The organism is Roseomonas genomospecies 6 (genome assembly GCF_008365375.1).
Taxonomy (GTDB): Bacteria; Pseudomonadota; Alphaproteobacteria; order Azospirillales; family Azospirillaceae; genus Azospirillum.
The window spans coordinates 54447-74788 of the sequence record NZ_QOKW01000014.1; the positions used below are offsets into that span (position 1 = coordinate 54447).

The window sequence follows — 20342 nt, forward strand, 5'->3', positions numbered from 1 at the left end:
GCCGGCCACCGGAAGGATCGTCCCATGGATATCCTCGCCAATCTGGCCGGTGGCTTCGCCGGCGCCCTCGACCCGTACAATTTCGTCCTCCTCGTGTCGGGCCTGATGATCGGGGTCGTGGCCGGCGCGCTGCCGGGCATCTCCTTCGTCAACGCCATGGCCATCGCCCTGCCCTTCACCTACCTGCTGCCGCCGGTCACGGCGATGTCCTTCCTCGGCGGCATCTATGTGGGCGGCGTGTTCGGCGGGTCGATCTCCTCGATCCTCATCAACATTCCCGGCACGCCGGCCTCGCTGCCGAGTTGTTGGGACGGCTACCCGATGACGCGCAAGGGCCTGTCCTCGCGGGCCTTGAGCATCGCCATCACCGCCTCGGCCTTTGGCGGGCTGGCCAGCGCGCTTCTTCTGACCTTCGGCGCGCCGCCCTTCGCCAGCTTCGCGCTGAAGTTCGACCAGCCGGAATTCTTCGCCGCCACCATCCTGGGCCTCGTCAGCGTCATCGCCATCGCCAAGCACGCCCCGCTGATGAGCGCCGTCTCGATGTTCCTCGGCCTGCTGATCGGGACGGTCGGCGTCGATCCGATGTACGGCATGCCCCGCCTGACGCTGGGCGTCCCCGACCTGGAGAGCGGCATCAACTTCACGGTCGTGATGATCGGCCTGTTCGCCATCGGCGAGGTCGTGGACCTGATCTGCAAGCGGGCCGGCGGCGGTCGCTCCATCACCACGAAGCCCGGCAAGCAGATCGGCTTGGCGGACCTGTGGCGGGTCAAGTCCTCCATCCTGCGCGGCACCGGCCTGGGCTGCACCATCGGCGTCATCCCCGGCGCCGGGGCCACGGTGGGGTCGGTCATCGCCTACAGCGTGGAGAAGCAGGCGTCCGGCAAGGGCGACCGCTTCGGCACCGGCGTGGAGGAGGGCTTGGCCGCTCCGGAGGCCGCCAAGAACGCCACCACCGGCACCGCCCTGATCCCGCTGCTGACGCTGGGCATTCCCGGCAGCGCCGCCACGGCGATCATGCTGGCCGCCATGCTGATCCACGGGCTGAACCCCGGCCCGCTCCTGTTCACCTCGAACGCCTCGCTGGTCTACACGATCTTCGCCAGCATGCTGATCGCCAACCTGCTGATGATCGTCGCGGCGATGGGCGTGGCGCGGGTCTTCTCCACGCTGATGCGCGTGCCGCCGGCCATTCTCGGCGCCTTCATCATCGTGCTCAGCGTCGTCGGCGCCTACGGCGTGCGCAACAACCTCTTCGACGTCTACGTCTGCCTCGCCTTCGGCATCGCCGGCTACATCATGAAGCGCACCGGCTTCCCGCCGGCCCCGCTGGTGGTGGGCGTGATCCTGGGGCCGCTGTGCGAGCGCTACTTCCTCACCTCGCTCGCCAACTACGACGGCAACATGGCGGTCTTCTTCACCCGCCCGATCAGCGGCACGATCCTGGCCCTGGCCGCCGCCTTCCTCGTCTGGTCGATGTGGCCGTCGGGCAGGCCGCTGCTCCGCCGCCGCCCCAAGAGCCAGCCTCACGAGGAACCGCCGCAACGGGTGCTCAAAGCCTGACCGTCCGCCCCAACGAATGAACGAACCTTCAGGGAGAGAGACAAGCAACCATGGACAACATCATGCTCGACCGAACGCCGGCCAGCGCCGACCAGGAGGCCATCGCCGCCCTCGTCGCCCGCGCCCGCGCCGCCCAGCGCGCCTTCGCCGACGCGACGCAGGAGCAGGTGGACGACGCCGTCGCGGCCCTCGCCTGGTCCATCTACGAGCCGGGCCGCGCCCGCGCCCTGGCGGAGCTGGCGGTGGCCGACACCGGCCTCGGCAACGTTACGGATAAGATCACCAAGAACCAGCGCAAGACCTTCGGCACGCTGCGCGACCTGATGCGGGTGCGCACCGTCGGCGTGATCGAGGAGGACACCGCCAAGGGCATCGTCAAGATCGCCAAGCCGCTGGGCGTCGTCGGCGCCGTCACCCCCTCCACCAACCCGGCGGCCACCCCGGTCAACAAGGCGATGATGGCCGTCAAGGGCCGCAACGCCATCATCATCGCCCCCTCCCCCATGGGCTCCACCGCCACCGGCCGCACGGTCGAGCTGATGCGGGCCGAGCTGGCGCGGATCGGCGCGCCGGAGGATCTGGTGCAGATGATCCCCACCCCCATCACCAAGGGCCTGACCCAGGCGCTGATGGAGGCGGTCGATCTGGTCGTCGTCACCGGCTCGCAGGACAACGTGCGCCGCGCCTATTCCAGCGGCACCCCGGCCATCGGTGTCGGGGCCGGCAACGTTCCGGTCATCGTGGACGAGAGCGCCGACCTGGCCGAGGCGGCGCGCAAGATTTGCGCCTCCAAGACCTTCGACAACTCCACCTCCTGCTCGTCGGAGAACGCGCTCGTCGTTCTCGACTCCGTCTACGACGCGACCATCGCGGCGCTGGAGGAGGCCGGCGGTTACCTCTGCACCGCGGAGGAGCGGGAGCGGGTGCAGTCCCGCCTGTGGGAGAACGGCAAGCTGAACCGCAAGCTGATCGCCAAGGACGCCGCCATCCTGGCCGATGCGTTCGAGCTGTCGCCCAAGGCGCGCGAGGCCCGCTTCTTCCTGGTGGAGGAGACGGGCGTAGGCAAGGCGCATCCCTTCTCCGGAGAGAAGCTGTCGCTGGTCCTGGCCGTCTACCGGGTGCCGGACTTCGACGCGGCGGTCGATCAGGTGCGCCGAATCCTCGACCACCAGGGGCGCGGCCATTCCTGCGGCATCCACACGCGGGACGACGCGCACGCCAAGCGGCTGGCCGACGAGCTGGACGTGGTGCGCGTTCTGGTCAACTTCGCGCACACCTTCGGCAACGGCGGCGGCTTCGACAGCGGGCTGAACTTCACCCTCTCCATGGGCTGCGGGAGCTGGCAGAAGAACTCCATCTCCGAGAACCTGAACTGGAAGCATTTCGTCAACATCACCCACCTCGTCCGCCCGATCCCGGAGGACAAGCCGAGCGAAGAGGCCCTGTTCGGCCCCTTCTGGTCCCGCCACGGACGCTGACGGAGGCGACGATGAACTTCGAGGAACATGCCGGAAAATCCGTTCTCGCCCGTGCCGGGGTGAGCGTTCCGCAGGGGCGCCTCTGCGCCAGCGCGCAGGAGGCCGAAGCCGCCGCCCGCGCCATCGGGCCGGTGGTGGTCAAGGCGCAGGTGCCGACCGGCAAGCGCGGCAAGTCGGGCGGCGTGAAGCTGGCCGCCACGCCGGAGGAGGCCGCAGCATCCGCGCAGGCCATCCTGGGCATGGAGATCGGCGGCTTCCCGGTCGCCCGCGTGCTGGTCGAGGAGCAGGCGGCCATCGCCCGCGAATTCTACGCCGCGGTGCTGAACGACCCGGCCAGCCGCAGCCCGCTCGTGCTGTTCTCCACCGAGGGCGGCATGGACATCGAGGAGGTCGCGGCGACCCGCCCCGAATCCCTGCGCCGCATGTCGGTGGACATCCGCAAGGGCTTCGGCCCGGCGGACGCGCGCCGCCTGCTGCTGGGGCTCGATCTCGGCGAGGCCGCCGTGCCGGTGGCGGCGATGCTGGTCGATCTCTACCGCGTCTACCGCCAGCACGACGCCGAACTGCTGGAGATCAACCCGCTGGCCCTGCTGGCCGACGGCCGCGTCGTGCCGCTGGACTGCAAGCTGACGGTGGACGATTCCGCGCTCTACCGGCAGGCGGACATCGCCGGGCTGGGCGCGAAGGAGCCGCTGTCGGCGCTGGAGGAGCGCGGACGGGCGCTCGACCTCAAATACATCGAGCTTGAGGGCAACGTCGGCGTCCTGGCGAACGGCGCCGGGCTGACCATGACAACGATGGACGTGGTCAGCCACGCCGGCGGGCGCCCCGCCAATTTCCTGGAGATCGGCGGCGAGGCCTACACCAAGGGGACGGAGGCGCTGGACCTCGTGCTGTCCAACCCCGGCGTCAAAAGCCTCGTCGTCAATTTCTGCGGCGCCTTCGCCCGCACCGACGTGATGGCTGGCGGCGTGATCCAGGCCTGGAAGACGCTGAACCCCACCATCCCCGTCTTCTTCTCCATCCACGGCACCGGCGAGGACGAGGCCGTGCGCATGGTGCGGGAGGAATTGGGGATCGAACCCTACGACCGGATGGAAGACGCCATCTCGGCAGCCGTGGAGGCCGCGCGATGATCGTACGCAAGAGCGACCGGGTCCTGGTGCAGGGCATCACCGGCAAGCAGGGCACCTTCTGGACCGAGCAGATGCAAGCCTACGGCACCACCGTGGTCGGCGGCGTCAACCCGAAGAAGGCGGGGCAGAGCCATTGCGGCGTGCCCATCTTCGCCACCGCGAAGGAGGCGATGGCGAACGGCGGCTTCGACGTGTCGGTGATGTTCATCCCGCCCGCCGCCGCCAAGGCCGCCGCCATCGACGCCATCGAGGCCGGGGCGAAGACGGTCGTCTGCCTGACCGAGCACATCCCATCCCACGACGTGATGGAGATGCACGCCGCGGCGGCGGAGCACGGCACCCGCATCATCGGGCCGAACACCGCCGGCATCGTGACGCCGGGGGAATGCTTCGTCGGCATCATGCCCGCCTTCAACCCGCGCGTCTTCCAGCCGGGCCGGGTCGGCGTCATCTCGCGCAGCGGCAGCCTGGGCACGCTGGTCTGCCTGAACCTCGTGCGCGGCGGCCATGGCCAGTCGGCCTTCCTCGGCATCGGCGGCGACCCGATGATCGGCACCACGACCAAGGACGCGCTGGCCGCCCTGATCGACGATCCGGGCACCGACGCCATCGCCCTGATCGGCGAGATCGGCGGCAGCATGGAGGAGGAGGCGGCGGAGCTGGTGGCGAAGACGGACAAGCCCGTCGTCTCCTTCATCGCGGGGCGCGCCTCCCCGCCGGGCAAGAAGATGGGCCATGCCGGGGCCATCGTGACCGGCGACCGCGGCAGCTACGCCTCCAAGCGCGGTGCGCTGGAACGGGCCGGGGCCGTCGTGGTGGACGTGCCCGGCGACCTGCCGGCGGCCCTCGACGCGCTGATGGCCGAGGCCGCGAAGCGGTCGGGCGCGCAGCGGCTCGCGGACTGAGCGACCGGCGGCTTTTTTAGGAACGGCACGGCAACCGCCCCCTCTCCCGGCACCCGCCGGGAGGGAACGGGGGAGGCATTCCGGAAGGGAACGGAACAGGATGGCGAAGATCGACGACGTCGGCGGCCAGCGTGCGCGCGGGTTCGCCTTCACCCAGAGCCACCAGCGAAGGAGCGGGCCGGCGGCGCCGGAGGACGCGCGCGGCTGGCTCGACCGCTACCAGTCGCCGCGCGAGAACATCGACCCCTCGCCGACCGTCTCCGACACGGTCAAATACACCACCTGCTACATGTGCGCCTGCCGCTGCGGCATCAAAGTGCACATCAAGGACGGCCAGCTCCGCTTCATCGAGGGGAACAAGGACCATCCGGTGAACCACGGCGTGATCTGCGCCAAGGGGTCCGCCGGCATCATGACCCAGAACTCCCCGGCCAAGCTGCGCAAGCCGCTGCTGCGCACGGGGGAGCGCGGCACCGGCGAATTCCGCGAGATCGAGTGGGACGAGGCGCTGACCATCCTGACCGAGCGCCTGTCCAAAATCCGCGACGACGACCCCAGCAAGCTCGCCTTCTTCACCGGGCGCGACCAGAGCCAGTCGCTGACCGGCTTCTGGGCGGCGCAGTTCGGCACGCCCAACTTCGCGGCGCACGGCGGCTTCTGCTCCGTCAACATGGCGGCGGCGGGCATGTACACGCTGGGCGGCAGCTTCTGGGAGTTCGGGGAGCCGGACTGGGACAACACCCGTTACCTGCTGCTGTTCGGGGTGGCCGAGGACCATGACAGCAACCCGATCAAGATCGGCCTGTCGAAGATGAAGGCGAACGGCGCCAAGATCGTCTCCGTCAACCCGATCAAGACCGGCTATTCCGCCATCGCCGACGAATGGGTCGGCATCCGTCCGGGCAGCGACGGGCTGTTCGTCTTCGCCCTGATCCACGAGCTTCTGCGCGCCGACCGCATCGACGCCGAGTATCTCGTCCGCTACACCAACGCCCCCTGGCTGGTCATCCAGGACCCCGGCGCCCCCGACGACGGCCTGTTCGCCCGCGACGCCGACGGCGCCCCGCTGGCCTGGGACGCGGTGGAGCGGCGCGCCGTCCCCGCCGCGCAAGCCGGCATCCACCCGGCACTGGTCGGCGCCGTCACCCTGCCCGACGGGCGGCGGGCCGTGCCCTCCTTCCATCTGCTGGCCGAGCGCTACCTCGACCCGCAGCACGCGCCGGAAGCGGTGGCCGAGCGCTGCGGCGTTCCCGCCGACACCATCCGCCGCATCGCCGCGGAGATGGCCCACCTCGCCTTCCAGGAGACGCTGACCATCGAGCAGCCCTGGACCGACTGGGCCGGGCGGCGCCACGAGCGGATGGTCGGGCGGCCCATCGCCATGCACGCCATGCGCGGCATCTCGGCCCATTCCAATGGCTTCCACACCTGCCGGGCCATCCACATCCTGCAAATCCTGCTGGGCACCATCGACGTGCCGGGCGGCTGGCGCTACAAGTCGCCCTACCCCCGCCCCGCCCCGCCGGGTCCCAAGCCCGCCGGCAAGCGCGGCGAGACCGGCCCCGGCAAAGCCATCGCCGGGATGCCGCTCGGCTACCCCATGGGGCCGGAGGATCTGCTGGTCGGCGAGGACGGGCAGCCGCTGCGCATCGACAAGGCCTTCAGTTGGGACGCGCCGCTGTCGGTGCACGGGCTGATGCACATGGTGGTCGCCAACGCCTGGGAGGGCGACCCGTACCGCGTCGACACGCTGTTCATGTACATGGCCAACATGGCCTGGAACTCGTCGATGAACACGTCCGAGACGATGCGGATGCTGTCCGACAAGGACCCCGACACCGGCGAGTACCGCATCCCCTTCATCGTCTATTGCGACGCCTACGCGTCGGAGATGGTGGCCTACGCCGACCTCGTGCTGGCCGACACCACCTATCTGGAGCGGTGGGACTGCATCTCGCTGCTCGACCGTCCGATCGGCAGCGCGCACGGCCCCGGCGATTCCATCCGCCAGCCGGTGCTGACCCCCGACCGCGACGTGCGGCCCTTCCAGGACGTGCTGATCGAGCTGGGCGCCCGTCTCGGCCTGCCCGCCTTCGTCCGCGAGGACGGCAGCCCGCGCTACCCCGGCGGCTATCCCGACTACATGACCAACCATGAGCGCAAGCCCGGCATCGGCCCGCTGGCCGGCTGGCGCGGCGCCGACGGGACGGAGGCCGGCAAGGGCGCGCCCAACCCGGACCAGCTCGACCGCTACGTCCGCAACGGCTGCTTCTGGCATTTCGAGCTGCCACCGGAGCAGCACTATTTCAAACACGCCAACCAGGCCTATCTGGAGACCGCCACCCGCATGGGCTTCCTCGACAAGCCGGAGCCGGTGATCCTCCAGCTCTACGTCGAGCCGCTCCAGAAATTCCGCCTCGCCGCGCGCGGGCACGGCGCGGTGGTGCCGCCCGCCGACAAGCGGCAGCGGGTGGAGACCTACTTCGACCCCCTGCCCTTCTGGTATCCGCCGCTGGAGGAGGAGGGGCTGGACGAGGGCGCCTTCCCCCTGCACGCCGTCACCCAGCGCCCGATGCCCATGTACCATTCCTGGGGCTCGCAGAACGCCTGGCTGCGGCAGATCCTGGCGCGCAACAGCCTCTACATTGCGCGCTCCACCGCGGAGGAACTCGGCCTCGCCGACGGCGACTGGGCCTGGGTGACCAGCCCGACCGGGCGCGTCCGGGTGCCGGTCCGGCTGATGGACGGGGTGGAGGCCGGGACGGTCTGGACCTGGAACGCCATCGGCAAGCGCTCCGGCGCCTGGAACCTGTCCACCGACGCGCCGGAGGGGACGAAGGGCTTCCTGCTCAACCACCTGATCTCGGAACTGCTGCCGGAGCGCAACGGCTACCGCCACGCCAACGCCGACCCTGTGACCGGGCAGGCCGCCTGGTACGACCTGCGCGTCCGCGTCGAGAAGGCCCCGCCCAAGGAGCGGGCCGAGACGATGCCGCGCTTCCCCGCCCAGGCCATGCCGCCGGGCGTCGAGCCGCCCCCCGCCATCCTGCGGACCGGCGCCGTCTTTCGCCCCGCTGCCCGGAGGAACCGCGCATGACGAGCCTTCCCGACCGCGAGCCCGGCGCCCCCCGGCTGGGGCTGGTCATCGACCTCGACACCTGCGTCGGCTGCCACGCCTGCGCGGTGGCCTGCAAGCAGTGGAACCACGGCGGCCACATGGCGCCGCTGACCGATGTCGACGCCTACGGCGCCGGGCCGGACGGGGTGTGGTTCAACCGCATCCACAGCTTCGAGGCCGGCACCGAGCAGAGCGGCGGCTGCGGATCGCGCACCACCAACTTCCCGCGCTCCTGCCTGCATTGCGAACAGCCGGCCTGCGTGACCGTCTGCCCGACCGGCGCCTCCTACAAGCGGGCCGAGGACGGCATCGTTCTGGTCAACGAGGATCTGTGCATCGGCTGCAAGCTCTGCTCCTGGGCCTGCCCCTACGGCGCGCGGGAGTTCGACCAGGATGTCGGCGTGATGAAGAAATGCACGCTCTGCATCGACCGCATCTACAACGAGACCTTGGATGAGGCGGACCGGGTGCCGGCCTGCGTCATGGTCTGCCCGACCTCCGCCCGCCATTTCGGCGACCTCGCCGACCCGTCCTCCGCCGTGTCGAAGCTGGTGGCGGAGCGCGGCGGCTACGACCTGATGCCGGAGCTGGGCTACGAGCCGACCAACAAGTATCTGCCGCCCCGGCCCCGGCCCACTCTGACGCTTGACGAGCGCGTCGCCAAGGACAGCGCCAACGACGATCTGCCACTCCACGGCCTGCTGAAATGGGCCGACCGCATCCTGGCGCGCTGAAGGAGGAAGTCCCATGCATCCGGCCTTCTCCATCATCTTCTTCACGAGTGCTGCGGGCGCCGGCTATGGGCTGCTCGCCCTGCTGGGCCTGCTGGCGCCGCTCGGGCTGCTTCCGGCGAACCCGCTGTTCGGCCTCGCCGCCCTTGCCCTCGCCCTGGGGCTGGTGGTGGCCGGGCTGCTGTCCTCACTGGCCCATCTCGGCCGTCCGGAACGGGCGTGGCGGGCGCTGTCGCAATGGCGCAGCTCCTGGCTGTCGCGCGAAGGGGTGGCGGCGGTCGCCACCTTCCTGCCGGCAGGTGTCTTCGCCATCGCCTGGATCGCCCTGGCGACCACCGGCGTCATCACCGGCATCGCCGGCTGGATCACCGCGGCGATGGCGGCGGTGACCGTCTACTGCACGGCGATGATCTACGCCTCGCTGAAGCCCATCCGCCAGTGGGCCAACCCCTGGGTGCCGCGCGCCTATCTCGCCCTGTCGCTGATGACCGGGGCGCTGCTTCTGAACGCGCTGCTGGGCGTGGCGGGGCAGGCGTCGGGTTGGTCCTCCCTGCTGGCGCTGGCGTCGGTGGGGCTGGCCTGGGCGGCCAAGGAAGGGCATTGGCGCCACTGCGCCACCGCCCGTCCCGTCAGCACGGCGGAGACGGCGACCGGCCTCGGCCATATCGGGCGGGTCCGCCTGCTCGATAGCCCGCACAGCGAGGACAACTACCTGCTCAAGGAAATGGGCTTCCGCGTCGGGCGCCGCCACGCCGTCCGCCTGCGCCTCGTCACCCGCGTCGCCGCCTTCGCCCTGCCGGCGGCGCTGAGCCTCGGCGCGCTGGCCGCCGGCCCCGGCGCCCTGTCCGGCACCCTGGCGCTTCTGGCCGCCGCCGCCGCCACGCTGGGGGTGATCGCCGAGCGCTGGCTCTTCTTCGCCGAGGCGAAGCACACCGTGACCCTCTTCTACGGCGCCGGGGAAGCCTGAGCGCGCCTCTTCGCCCCAACATCGGGAAAGGAGCAGACATGCCGCATGCAGACATGCCGCACGGCCAAGCACATCACGGCTCCGCCCTGGCCTTCTTCATGACCCGCGCCGAGGCGATGGGCGCCCAGAGCCTCTACATCTGCGGTTCACCCTCCCGCCCCCGCGTGGGGTTCCGCTCCGGTCCCGGCGTCGTCTACGAGCCGCTGACCGCCGGCCTCGCCTGCCGCCTTATGGACCGCTTCGCGGTGGACGGGAACGGCCTGAGCCAAGGGCTGCTCGTCTGGAGCGGGCGCCATTACCGCTGGTTCGCCATGCCGATGCCGGAGGGGGCCGACGGCTACGCCCCCCTGATCGCCGTGCACCGGCCCGCCATTCTCCCCGGCCCCGGCGAGCGGGCCATGCCGCGCGTCACCGCCGGCTGACCGCTTCGCCCTAACCCCTTCATCCCATGCCACCCATCCATGAAACGAGGATGCGCACCATGAAAATGACCACCGAGGAAGCGTTCGTGAAGGTCCTTCAGATGCACGGCATCCGGCACGCCTTCGGGATCATCGGATCGGCCATGATGCCGGTCTCCGACCTCTTCCCCAAGGCCGGCATCCGGTTCTGGGACTGCGCACACGAGACCAACGCCGCCCTGATCTGCGACGGATACAGCCGCGTCACCGGCGAGATGGCCATGGCCATCGCCCAGAACGGCCCCGGCGTGACCGGCTTCGTCACCTCCATCAAAACGGCCTACTGGAACCACACGCCGATGCTTCTGGTGACGCCCCAGGCTGCCAACAAGACCATCGGCCAGGGCGGTTTCCAGGAGGTCGAGCAGATGGCCATGTTCAAGGACATGGTCTGCTATCAGGAGGAAGTGCGCGACCCCAGCCGCATGGCCGAGGTTCTGAACCGCGTCATCGAGAAGGCGTGGCGCGGCTGCGCACCGGCGCAGATCAACGTGCCGCGCGATTTCTGGACCCAGGTGATCGACGTCGAGCTGCCGCAGATCGTCCGGCTGGAGCGCCCGGCGGGCGGACGGCAGGCCATCGCCGAGGCGGCGCGCCTGCTGTCGGAGGCGAAATTTCCGGTCATCCTCAACGGCGCCGGGGTGGTGATCGGCGGTGCCATTCCGGACAGCATCGCGCTGGCGGAGCGGCTGGACGCGCCGGTCTGCTGCGGCTACCAGCACAACGACGCCTTCCCCGGCAGCCACCCGCTGTCGGTCGGGCCGCTCGGCTACAACGGGTCGAAGGCGGCGATGGAGCTGATCGCCAAGGCCGACGTCGTTCTGGCGCTCGGCACGCGGCTCAACCCCTTCTCCACCCTACCCGGCTACGGCATCGACTATTGGCCGAAGGATGCGAAGATCATCCAGGTGGACATCAATCCCGACCGCATCGGCCTGACCAAGAAGGTCTCGGTCGGCATCTGCGGCGATGCCCGCCAAGTTGCGCAGCAAATCCTGGCGCAGCTCGCCCCCGGCGCCGGGGATACGGGACGGCTGGAGCGCCGCGCCTTGATCCACCAGACCAAGTCGGCGTGGCTGCAACTGCTCTCCTCGCTCGACCATGAGGACGACGACCCCGGAACGAGCTGGAACGCCGAGGCGCGCGAACGCGAGTCCGACCGCATGTCGCCGCGGCAGGCGTGGCGGGCCATCCAGGCCGCCTTGCCGGCGGACGCCATCCTCTCCACCGACATCGGCAACAACTGCGCCATCGGGAATGCCTACCCCACCTTCGAGGAGGGGCGGAAGTATCTGGCGCCGGGCATGTTCGGCCCCTGCGGCTACGGCTTCCCGTCGATCGTCGGCGCGAAGATCGGCTGCCCGAACACGCCGGTGGTGGGGTTCGCCGGTGACGGCGCGTTCGGCATCTCGATGAACGAGATGTCCTCCATCGGGCGCGAAGGATGGCCGGCGGTCACCATGGTGATCTTCCGGAACTTCCAATGGGGCGCGGAGAAGCGCAACACGACGCTGTGGTTCGACAACAACTTCGTCGGCACGGAGCTGAACCCCAAGCTCAGCTACGCCAAGGTCGCCGAGGGCTGCGGTCTGAAGGGCGTCACCGCGCGCACCCAGGACGAGGTGACGGCGGCCCTGCGCCAGGCCATCGAGGACCAGGGGCGCGGCATCACCACCTTCGTCGAGGTGATCTTGAACCAGGAGCTGGGCGAACCGTTCCGCCGCGACGCCATGAAGAAGCCGGTCGCGGTCGCCGGCATCGACCCGGCGGACATGCGCACGCAGCAGGCCTTGTAAGGCGGGGCGCGGCGCCGTTTGAGCGGTGCTTCTTTGTCATGAGTTGCAGGGGCTTTGCCCCCTCCCTAACCCTCCCCCGCTAACGCAGGGGAGGGAACTTTTTTGCCCCCTTCCCCGCTGCGCAGGGGAGGGTTGGGGTGGGGGCAAGGCTTTCCAAATGCAACACCTAATGGCATCCCACGTTTCGACTTCGAAAGCCCTCACTGGTTGCAATACAAGATATTAATAGCAACCATAAGACGCTTTCGATTTCGAAACCCTTTACTCCCCCAGCAGATCGTCGATGCGCATCCGCAGGTCCCGCAGAAGCTCCCGATGCTCCTTCTGCATCGCGTTGCTGACCGCGTCGATGGCCTTCAGCTCCTTCTCGATGCGGTTGATCGAGCGGCCAAGAACGCGCATCGGCTCCACCGAGCCCGGCGCTTTGGCCGCCCGCGCCGCGCGGACCGACTGCACCGTCAGCCCGCCGGTGCGCGCCGACTGCCACAGCCGCCTCACCTCCCCTTCGTCGCCGACGAAGGCCAGCTCGACCAGAGCGGAACGGGACACCGCGTCGGGGTTTTCCCGGTACTCGCGGAGGATGTCGGTCGGCAGGTCCAGCACCTTCAGCCGCTTCGACACCTCGGCCTCCGAGCAGCCGAGCACCGCGGCGACCTCCGCCTGGGCGTAGCCGTGGCTGTCGATGAGCTGGGTCAGGCCGCGGGCCAGATCGATGGCGTCCAGGTCCACGCGCTGGACGTTCTCGATCAGCGCGATCTCCTCCGCCTTGCCCTTGGTGATGATGGCGGCGATGGTCGGACGTCCGAGCATCTGGTGGGCGCGCAGACGGCGCTCGCCGGCCACGAGGCGATAGACGCCCTTCTCCGCCGTCTCCTGCACCAGAACCGGCTGCTGAAGCCCGTGCCGCTCGATGGAGTCGGCCAGCGAGGCGAGCGCCGTCTCGTCGAAGACGGTGCGGGGCTGGTTGGGGTCGGTGCGGATGGCGGCCACGTCGGCCTCGATCAGCCGGGGCAGGGTGCCGGTCAGCCCGAACAGCCGGTCGGTCTCCAGAGCCGGAGCGGTGTTCTTCGCTTGCAGGACCGTGGCGGCGGTCTGGCGGGTCAGCTTCTTAGGCGGCATCGACCGACTCCCGGATGCGTCCGGCGGCCTTCAGAAGGGCACCGGCGATGGCGGCGTAGCTCTCCACGCCCGGCGCGCCGATGTCGGCGTCCAGCGTGATGACGTTGGCACCGGCGGCCTGCGCGTAGATGGTCGCGCGCGGCACCGGCGGGAAGACGCGGTAATCCTCCCCCCACAGCCGACCGATGTCCTCCAGCGAAGAGCGGTCCTGGGTCTGGCGGGGGTTCAGCATGGTCGGAAGAACGCCCAGCACCCGCAGGTTCGGGTTCAGCCGCCGTTGGATCTTCGTCACCGTGTCCAGGAACGCGTTCACGCCCAGGATGGCGTGGGGCTCCGCCTGGCAGGGGATCAGGACATAGTCCGCCGCGGTCAGCGCGTTGATGGTGACCGCCCCCAGGTTCGGCGCGCAGTCGATCAGGATGAAGTCGTAATCGGCCCGCACCGCGTCCAGCATCTCCGCCATGGCGGTCTGGGCGTTGGTCAGGTTGCCGGGCAGCTCCGTGTCGGCGCTGGCGAGCGCGATGCTGGACGGCACGACGTCCAGCCCCTCCACGCCGGTCGGGCGGATGACCTCGGCCAGCTTCGCCTTGCCCATCAGCGCGTGGTAGAGCACCCTGCCCTGCTCCGTCAGCGCCACCACGTCGGTCTGCGGCACGCCGACATGGACCGTGGCGTTGCCCTGCGGATCGGCGTCCACCAGCAGCACGCGGTTGCCCGAACGGGCCAGCATGAAGGCGACGTTGATGGAGGTCGCCGTCTTGGCCGTGCCGCCCTTTTGCAGGCCGACCGCGATGGTCGTGCCGGCCCGGGGCGCCTCGGTCGGCGGCTGTTCCAGGGACAGCAGAAGCAGCCGGCCCAGCACGTCGCGGGGCAGGGGCTCGCGCCCCGTCTCCCACTTGCTCAGCCGCTGCTTGTCGTATCGGCGGCCCGTCAGTTCGTTCACGAACGCGGCCATCTGCGTCTGGGTGAGGCCGCGCCTCTCGCGCAGCAGCTTCAAATCGTCGCCGGTCATTGCCCCCTCATCGACCCATTGCCGGAGTCGTCCGCGAAGCTATCAAGTCGTCCCAACCCCCGCAATGGGTGTCTACCCGCTGCGCCGGCTTCCTTCGTGGGAAAGATGAACCACAGAGGCACAGAGACACGGAGACCATCACGCTGTTTCTTCTCCGTGTCTCTGTGCCTCTGTGGTGAAATACGCGGCGGATGACCAAGTTGACGATCAACCGGCACTGGCGAAAACAGGGCTCTCCGGTGCATAACTAGGCATGCGGGGCCGGCGGCGGCACCGGGGATATGGGGTTGCGCGAATGGCGGCGAACTGGTCTGTGCGGCAACTGGTGTGTCAGGCGCATGGCTGCGAGCTGGCCGTGTCGTGGCGGACCGATGGCCGCTGGACCTGGACGGTGTCGGTGGCCGGGGAGCGCATCGCCATCGGGATCGCCCAGTCGCAGGAAGGCGCGCAGGACGCCGCCATCGACGCGGCGGCGCGTCACGCGCGCGCGGACGGCATCATCCAATTGACCATGTTCTGAAAAGACAGCGACCGGCAAACCCGTTGCCCGGCGTCGAATTGGGATTATTGCAGCGCAACATAGCCGTGGAACGGGCCTATCCCATGCCGCCCGCAGAAAAAGCGCTTAGCCACAGAGCATAATCCCGTGGGATTTTGCGCGAACCCATCTGGGTTTGTGTGATTTTCCCGTGCGACTCCTATTGTTTGTGAACGATCGCAAAGACCGTAGGCCGCGCGTGATCCTCATAAGACTTTCCGCGGGGCTTCGACCTTAGACGATCCGACAGCTCTGGCCTCCGGCCAAGCATGCGGGACGGGCATCCTCCGGCGCCACGCGCCGGCGCCTGCCCCGGCTCCGCCATTCGACCAACCGCTCGAGAGGTTCGACGTGACTTCGCTGGGGAAACGCCAGATTCACACCGACGCACTTGGGGGCGCACTTGGGGGCGATTGCCTGGACGCTTCACCGGCTGTGGAGATCGACCGTATGGACCGCGGCGGCTGGTACGCCGTCATGGAGGGCTTCGACGACGCCAACATCTTCCAGACTTGGGATTTCGGACGCATCGCCCATCCCAACCGCGATCTCAGCCACATCGTGCTGCGCCGCGGTGGCCAGCCGGTGGCCGCGGCACAGGTGCTGGTCCGCCGGGTGCCGGGCATCGGCGGCATCGCGCTGGCCATGTGGGGGCCGATGTGGCGCCCGAAGGGCCGCCGGCCCGATCCGGCGGCGTTCCAGGCCATCATGGAGGCGATGAAGGCCGAGTACAGCGTCCGGCGCGGGCTGTTCCTGCGCGTCCTGCCGCGTGTGGAGGATGGGGAAGGGGAGGGCGCCGACGCGCTCGCCGCCCTGGACGCGCTGGACATGCGGCACAGCGAGGCCAAGGCGCCCTACCGCACTTTCATCATGGATCTGACCCGCGACGAGGCAACGATCCACAAGGACCTGTCGCGCCACTGGCGCCGCGGTCTCGCCAAGGCCGAAGGGGTCGGGCTGGAGATCGTCGAGGGCTCCTCGCCGGAGATCCTCGACGCCATCGACGATCTGTTCATCCAGACGCAGCGCCGCAAGGGCTTCCGCGCCTTCGACAGCCGCACCCTGACCCAGGTCCACCGCGCCCTGCCCGACGGCATGAAGATGCACGCCGTGATGGCCTCCCACAACGGCGAGCCGGTGGCCGGGGTGGTGGTGTCGCTGCTGGGCGACACGGCACTGATGCAGAATTCGGCCACCGCCGAGGCCGGGCTGCCGCTGAACGCGGCCTTCCTCGTCCATTGGAAGGCGATGCAATGGGTGAAGGCCAGCGGCGGGAAACGCTACGACCTGCACGGCGTGAACGCCCAGGCCAACCCCGGCGTCCACCTGTTCAAGCGCGGCTTCGCCGGCAAGGGAGAGGAGGAGCGGGTGTTCATCGGCACCTTCGAATCGCCCGGCCCGATGCTCAGCCGGCTGCTGGTCGAAGGCGGCCAGACGGTGCGCACGCTCGCCGCGACCTGCACCGCGCAGGCCAGTCATGTGATGGCGATGGCGCTGAACAAGGGGCAGGCCGGGCGCGCCGATGCCACCCCGTCCAACCCGGCGTAAGCTTCGAACATCCGAAACGCCCGGTTCAAAAGAATGAACCGGGCGTCGCGTCGTTCGTATTACTGGGTGCGTGCGACCACCGGCACTCCGTCCAGATCCTTCGGAAGATCATCGGGAACGCCCGTCGCGAAATCGACCGCGATGGCGTAGTCGTCGGACAGCTTCGTGACTTCGGCGCGGGTCATTCCGGGGTACCCGCTCAGGATCGCCAGATAACGGTCACGGGCGGCTTCGGCAGCCTCTTTCGGCACGGGCATACGGACCTCCCTTTCGACATAGGTGCCATAGTCATTTATGAATTGTTTGGTTCATAAACAATACCCCGGCAGGCCCGATCAACCCGAATCCACGCTCCGTATCTGCGGCTCAGATCCGCTCGGCCAACCCGTGCAGATCGCCGACGACCGTCACATCGGGAGGGAAGGGGTTGGGCAGCCCTTCCGACACCACCCCGACGAAGGCCATGCCGACCTTGCGGGCGGCCTCCAGTTCGGTCAGGGAGTCACCGATGGCGAGCGCCTGCGCCGGGTCGTGCCCACCCTCTGCGACGATACGCGCGAAGACCTCCGCCTTCACGTTGGGAGAGCCGGTGATGGTGCGGAAATGCCGGTCCAGCCGCTTGGCGCGCACGGTGCCCAGCAACACTTCATGCGGCGTGCCCGAGACGAGATGGCAGGGCGTGCCGTCCAGCCGGTCCAGCGCCGCCTCCGCCCCGGCGATCAGCGGGCAATCGGGCACCCGCGGGTCGACGATCTCGGCGTAGCGGCGGGCCAGATCGTCGATCTCCGCCGGGCCGGGGTCGCGCCCGAACATCTCCCGCTCCAGGATTTCCAGCATCTTGAACCGGCTGAGGCCGCCGTTGCGCCAGATGGTCTGCCGCATCCGCTCCTCCGCCTCCGGATCGTCGATGCCGTAGAGGATGGCGAAGCCGCCGTTCTTGGTGGGGACGGAATCGATGATGACGCCGTCGAAGTCGAAGATCACGACCTCCGGGTCCAACCGGTCGGGAGTCTGGGGCATTGCGCCGTCTCACATCGTTGTGGTGGCCCCGCACGGAAAGGTGGCGGGGGCCGGAAAAGGCGTCGGGGGATCGTACAGGAAATCCACCCCGCCTCAACGCTTCGGGTGGAGGAGACAGCCATTCGGAAAAGCTGTCCCACAGTGTGGCGCAGGCCACAGCGGGGGAGGGCGGCTGGGCGTACCGTCCAGTCATCGAACAGGCCGGGACGCGACGCAGACAGCCCCCGGCAGCCACTCCCCAGACACCGGCCAACTCCCGAGACACCGAAAGGAAACCAGACCATGCGCCGCACCACCCTGATCGCCGCCGCCCTGCTGTGCTCCGCCATCGCCGCCCCGGCCTTCGCCGGCGACCTGATGACCGGCGGCATCCCGATGGGCAACGTCTCCAATCTCGGCGTCATCTCCAACACCGCGGCGGGCATCCAGAACAAGGCGCAGCAGCAGGTGATGGGCGTCCAGGCCGGCGGCGGGCTGACCGGGCCGTTCGGCACCGCCTCCAACCTGGGCAACGTCTCCAACCTCGCCGCCGGGGTCGGCAACAAGGCCAAGCAGCAGGTCTTCGGCATGCAGACCGGCGGGGCCGGGGTGAAGACGCCCTTCGCGCTGGGCGGTTTCAACAGCAACGCCGGCACCGTCAGCAACAGCGCCGTCGGCATCGGCAACACCGCCAACCAGCAGGTCAAGGCCATGCAGTTCGGCGCCCCCGGCGCCCTCTTCAACCAGAACCTCGGCACCGTCTCCAACCTCTCCGCCGGCATCGGCAACAAGGCCAACCAGCAGGTCATCGGCATCCAGAAGTAAGGGCCCTCCCCCTCGCGTCGTTCCTCCCCGCCAACTCGCGGCCGGCAGAATTCTGCCGGCCGTCTTTTTGTGCGCTCAATGGATGCCCAGCAGCCGGATCAGCCCCAACCCGATGGCGCCCAGCGCCGCCAGCGACAGCACCGCCGCCCCCATGACGCGCAGTCCGGCCCGCGACAGCATCCGCACATCCACCCCCAGCCCCAGAGCGGCCATCGACAGCACCGTCAGGACGCCCGCCGCATTCCGACAGGCCGCCAGCGCCGCGTCCGGGATCAGCCCCGCGGTCCGCAACCCGGCCAGAGCCAGGAAGCCCAGGATGAACCAGGGCACCAGCCGGCGCAGGGGCGGGCGTAGGGGCGGGCGGGCCTTCGGGCGCTCTCCCGCATGTCCCTCCGGCTTCACCAGCAGGGCCAGCGCCACCACCACCGGCCCCAGCATCAGAACGCGCAGCAGCTTCACCAATGTCCCGACCTGGACGCTCAACGCGCCGACCGGTGCCGTCGCCGCCAGGATCTGCGGCACCGCGTAGACGGTCAGCCCGGCGAACACGCCGTACTGCATGGCGCTGAGGCCCAGCAGCGGGACCAGCAGCGGCAGGAGCAGCACCACCAGCACGCCCAATACCGCCGTGAAGGCGATGGCAGCCGCCACGTCGTCGCCGTCCGCGCCGATCACCGGCGCCGTTGCGGCGATGGCCGAGTTGCCGCAGATGGAATTGCCGCAGGCGACCAGCACCGCCATGCGCGGCGGCAGCCCCAGCAGGCGCCCGATGCCGTAGCTGACCGCCAGGGCCAGGGCGACGACCCCGGCGATTCCCGCCACCAGCCCCGGCCCGGCAGCCAGAATCGTGGCCGGGTCGATGGAGGCGCCCAGCAGCATCACCGCGACCTCCAGCAGGGTCCTGGCGCTGAAGTCCGTTCCCGCCTTCCAGCGGCGCCCCGGCGTCCAGACGCTGCGCACCGCCACCCCGATCAGGATCGCCAGCACCAGAGCCTCCAGCCACGCCTGCCCGAAGACACGCTCCTCCAGGCTTTGCAGGGCGAGCGCCGCGCCGCTCACGCCGGAGCAGAGCAGGACTCCCGGCAGCAGGGGCGGCAGCAGGGCCGGAAGGGACGGGCGCGGCGATGGTTGGCAGAGACGCGGCATGGGGTCCTCGGGAAACGGAGCCGTGACCCTGCGCGCCCTCGACCGTTCGATCCAACGGATTATACTGGATGAAACGTTCGGGAAAATCGAACGTCCGAACGGCAAGGAAAGAGCGCGTGACCCTGGAGCAGCTCCGCATCTTCGTGGCCGTCGCCGCGCAGCAGCATGTGACGCGGGCGGCGGCATCCCTGAACCTGACGCAGTCCGCGGTCAGCGCCGCCGTCTCCAGCCTGGAGGCGCGGCACGCCGTCCGCCTGTTCGACCGGGTGGGCCGCCGCATCGAGCTGACGGAGGCCGGACGCCTGTTCCTGACCGAGGCCGTCGGGGTGCTGGCCCGCGCGGAGGCGGCGGAACGCATGCTGGCCGACCTGTCGGCGCTGAAGCGCGGGCGCATCGCCATCCACGCCAGCCAAACCATCACCGCCTACTGGCTGCCCGGTCCTCTCGTCGCCTTCCGCAAGCGCCATCCGGACGTGGACGTCGCGGTGAAGGCCGCCAACACCGCGCAGGTCGCGCGGGCCGTTCTGGACGGCGCCGCCGACCTGGGGCTGGTGGAAGGGGAGGTGACGGACCCGCTGCTGGACCAGGACATGCTGCCCGGCGACCGTCTGGTGCTGGTGGTGGGCGACGATCACCCCTGGCGCGGGCGCGGCGATCTGACGGCGGAGGACCTGCCCCGTTCGCCCTGGGTCCTGCGGGAATCCGGTTCGGGCACCCGCTCCGAATTCGAGGAGGCGCTGCGCGGGCAGGGGACCGCCCCGGAGGCGTTGCCGGTCGCCTTGGAACTGCCGTCCAACGAGGCGGTTCTGTCGGCGGTCATGGCCGGGGCGGGGGCGAGCGCCCTGTCGGATCTGGTGGCGCGCGGCGCGCTGGCGGCGGGGCACCTGCACCGCGTTCCCTTCCCGCTGCCCGAACGGCCCTTCCGCCTGCTGCGTCACCGGGAGCGCGGATTGAGCCACGCCGCCCGGACCTTCCGCGATTTGCTGCTGGCGGAATAGGG

18 protein-coding genes are annotated in these 20342 nt (G+C 69.4%); 13 read left to right on the forward strand and 5 right to left on the reverse strand.

Translation table 11 applies throughout. The annotated features are described in order from the left end of the window. The first annotated feature begins 24 nt into the window (after window positions 1–24). The 9 genes from DS843_RS17960 (at window position 25) to xsc (ending at window position 12155) form a co-directional block, all read left to right on the forward strand. Window positions 25–1563: a tripartite tricarboxylate transporter permease gene (locus DS843_RS17960; RefSeq protein WP_149470235.1), complete on the forward strand. Its 1539-nt coding sequence runs from the start codon at window positions 25–27 to the stop codon at window positions 1561–1563. A 50-nt stretch (window positions 1564–1613) separates the two neighbouring features. Further along, the gene (gene sauS, locus DS843_RS17965; protein ID WP_149470236.1) at window positions 1614–3041 is read left to right on the forward strand and encodes an acylating sulfoacetaldehyde dehydrogenase; all 1428 of its coding nucleotides are present in this window, start codon (window positions 1614–1616) and stop codon (window positions 3039–3041) included. Window positions 3042–3052: 11 nt separating this feature from the next. Beyond that, window positions 3053–4177, forward strand: coding sequence for an ADP-forming succinate--CoA ligase subunit beta (gene sucC / locus DS843_RS17970; RefSeq protein ID WP_149470237.1), 1125 nt, complete (start codon window positions 3053–3055; stop codon window positions 4175–4177). Further along, window positions 4174–5082 (forward strand): succinate--CoA ligase subunit alpha, encoded by a 909-nt coding sequence (locus tag DS843_RS17975; RefSeq protein ID WP_149470238.1) that lies wholly within the window; start codon window positions 4174–4176, stop codon window positions 5080–5082. The genes sucC and DS843_RS17975 overlap by 4 nt, the downstream gene beginning before the upstream one ends. A 100-nt stretch (window positions 5083–5182) precedes the next feature. Then, window positions 5183–8179, forward strand: a complete 2997-nt coding sequence (locus DS843_RS17980) for a molybdopterin oxidoreductase family protein (RefSeq protein ID WP_149470239.1) — start codon at window positions 5183–5185, stop codon at window positions 8177–8179. Beyond that, window positions 8176–8934 carry a 4Fe-4S dicluster domain-containing protein gene (locus tag DS843_RS17985; protein ID WP_149470240.1) on the forward strand — a complete coding sequence of 253 codons (759 nt, stop codon included), beginning with the start codon at window positions 8176–8178 and terminating at the stop codon, window positions 8932–8934. The genes DS843_RS17980 and DS843_RS17985 overlap by 4 nt, the downstream gene beginning before the upstream one ends. 13 nt (window positions 8935–8947) lie before the next feature. After that, complete coding sequence (locus DS843_RS17990; RefSeq protein WP_149470241.1) at window positions 8948–9898, forward strand: dimethyl sulfoxide reductase anchor subunit family protein; 951 nt, start codon at window positions 8948–8950, stop codon at window positions 9896–9898. Window positions 9899–9936: 38 nt separating this feature from the next. Then, window positions 9937–10320: a hypothetical protein gene (locus DS843_RS17995; RefSeq protein ID WP_286192165.1), complete on the forward strand. Its 384-nt coding sequence runs from the start codon at window positions 9937–9939 to the stop codon at window positions 10318–10320. Window positions 10321–10379: 59 nt separating this feature from the next. Then, window positions 10380–12155 (forward strand): sulfoacetaldehyde acetyltransferase, encoded by a 1776-nt coding sequence (gene xsc / locus DS843_RS18000; protein ID WP_149470242.1) that lies wholly within the window; start codon window positions 10380–10382, stop codon window positions 12153–12155. A gap of 261 nt (window positions 12156–12416) precedes the next feature. Here the strand turns inward: xsc and DS843_RS18005 are convergent, their stop codons facing one another. Both DS843_RS18005 and DS843_RS18010 read right to left on the reverse strand, forming a co-directional pair. Then, on the reverse strand, window positions 12417–13274 hold the full coding sequence (locus DS843_RS18005) for a ParB/RepB/Spo0J family partition protein (protein ID WP_149470243.1): 858 nt from the start codon (window positions 13272–13274) through the stop codon (window positions 12417–12419). Next, a complete protein-coding gene (locus tag DS843_RS18010) occupies window positions 13264–14286 on the reverse strand; it encodes an AAA family ATPase (RefSeq protein WP_149470244.1) in 1023 nt (340 codons plus the stop codon). The genes DS843_RS18005 and DS843_RS18010 overlap by 11 nt, the downstream gene beginning before the upstream one ends. 295 nt (window positions 14287–14581) lie before the next feature. On the opposite strand from DS843_RS18010, the gene DS843_RS18015 reads away from it, so the two are divergent. Then, on the forward strand, window positions 14582–14806 hold the full coding sequence (locus DS843_RS18015) for a hypothetical protein (protein WP_149470245.1): 225 nt from the start codon (window positions 14582–14584) through the stop codon (window positions 14804–14806). 453 nt (window positions 14807–15259) lie between these two features. Beyond that, window positions 15260–16372 carry a lipid II:glycine glycyltransferase FemX gene (locus DS843_RS18020; RefSeq protein ID WP_286192166.1) on the forward strand — a complete coding sequence of 371 codons (1113 nt, stop codon included), beginning with the start codon at window positions 15260–15262 and terminating at the stop codon, window positions 16370–16372. 59 nt (window positions 16373–16431) lie between these two features. Here DS843_RS18020 and DS843_RS18025 read toward each other — a convergent pair whose 3' ends face one another. Together DS843_RS18025 and DS843_RS18030 are read right to left on the reverse strand one after the other, a co-directional pair. Beyond that, complete coding sequence (locus tag DS843_RS18025; RefSeq protein WP_149470247.1) at window positions 16432–16629, reverse strand: hypothetical protein; 198 nt, start codon at window positions 16627–16629, stop codon at window positions 16432–16434. 109 nt (window positions 16630–16738) lie between these two features. Then, window positions 16739–17392 carry an HAD family hydrolase gene (locus DS843_RS18030; RefSeq protein WP_149470248.1) on the reverse strand — a complete coding sequence of 218 codons (654 nt, stop codon included), beginning with the start codon at window positions 17390–17392 and terminating at the stop codon, window positions 16739–16741. Between the two features lie 282 nt (window positions 17393–17674). Here DS843_RS18030 and DS843_RS18035 point away from each other — a divergent pair, with 282 nt between their 5' ends. Further along, entirely contained in the window at window positions 17675–18196 is a 522-nt protein-coding gene (locus tag DS843_RS18035; RefSeq protein ID WP_149470249.1) for a hypothetical protein, read from the forward strand. A 75-nt stretch (window positions 18197–18271) separates the two neighbouring features. On the opposite strand, the gene DS843_RS18040 is transcribed toward DS843_RS18035, so the two are convergent. After that, entirely contained in the window at window positions 18272–19342 is a 1071-nt protein-coding gene (locus DS843_RS18040) for a YeiH family protein (protein ID WP_149470250.1), read from the reverse strand. A 116-nt stretch (window positions 19343–19458) separates the two neighbouring features. Between DS843_RS18040 and DS843_RS18045 the strand changes: the two genes are divergently transcribed. Further along, window positions 19459–20340 (forward strand): LysR family transcriptional regulator, encoded by an 882-nt coding sequence (locus DS843_RS18045; RefSeq protein WP_149470251.1) that lies wholly within the window; start codon window positions 19459–19461, stop codon window positions 20338–20340. The last annotated feature ends 2 nt before the right edge of the window (window positions 20341–20342 follow it).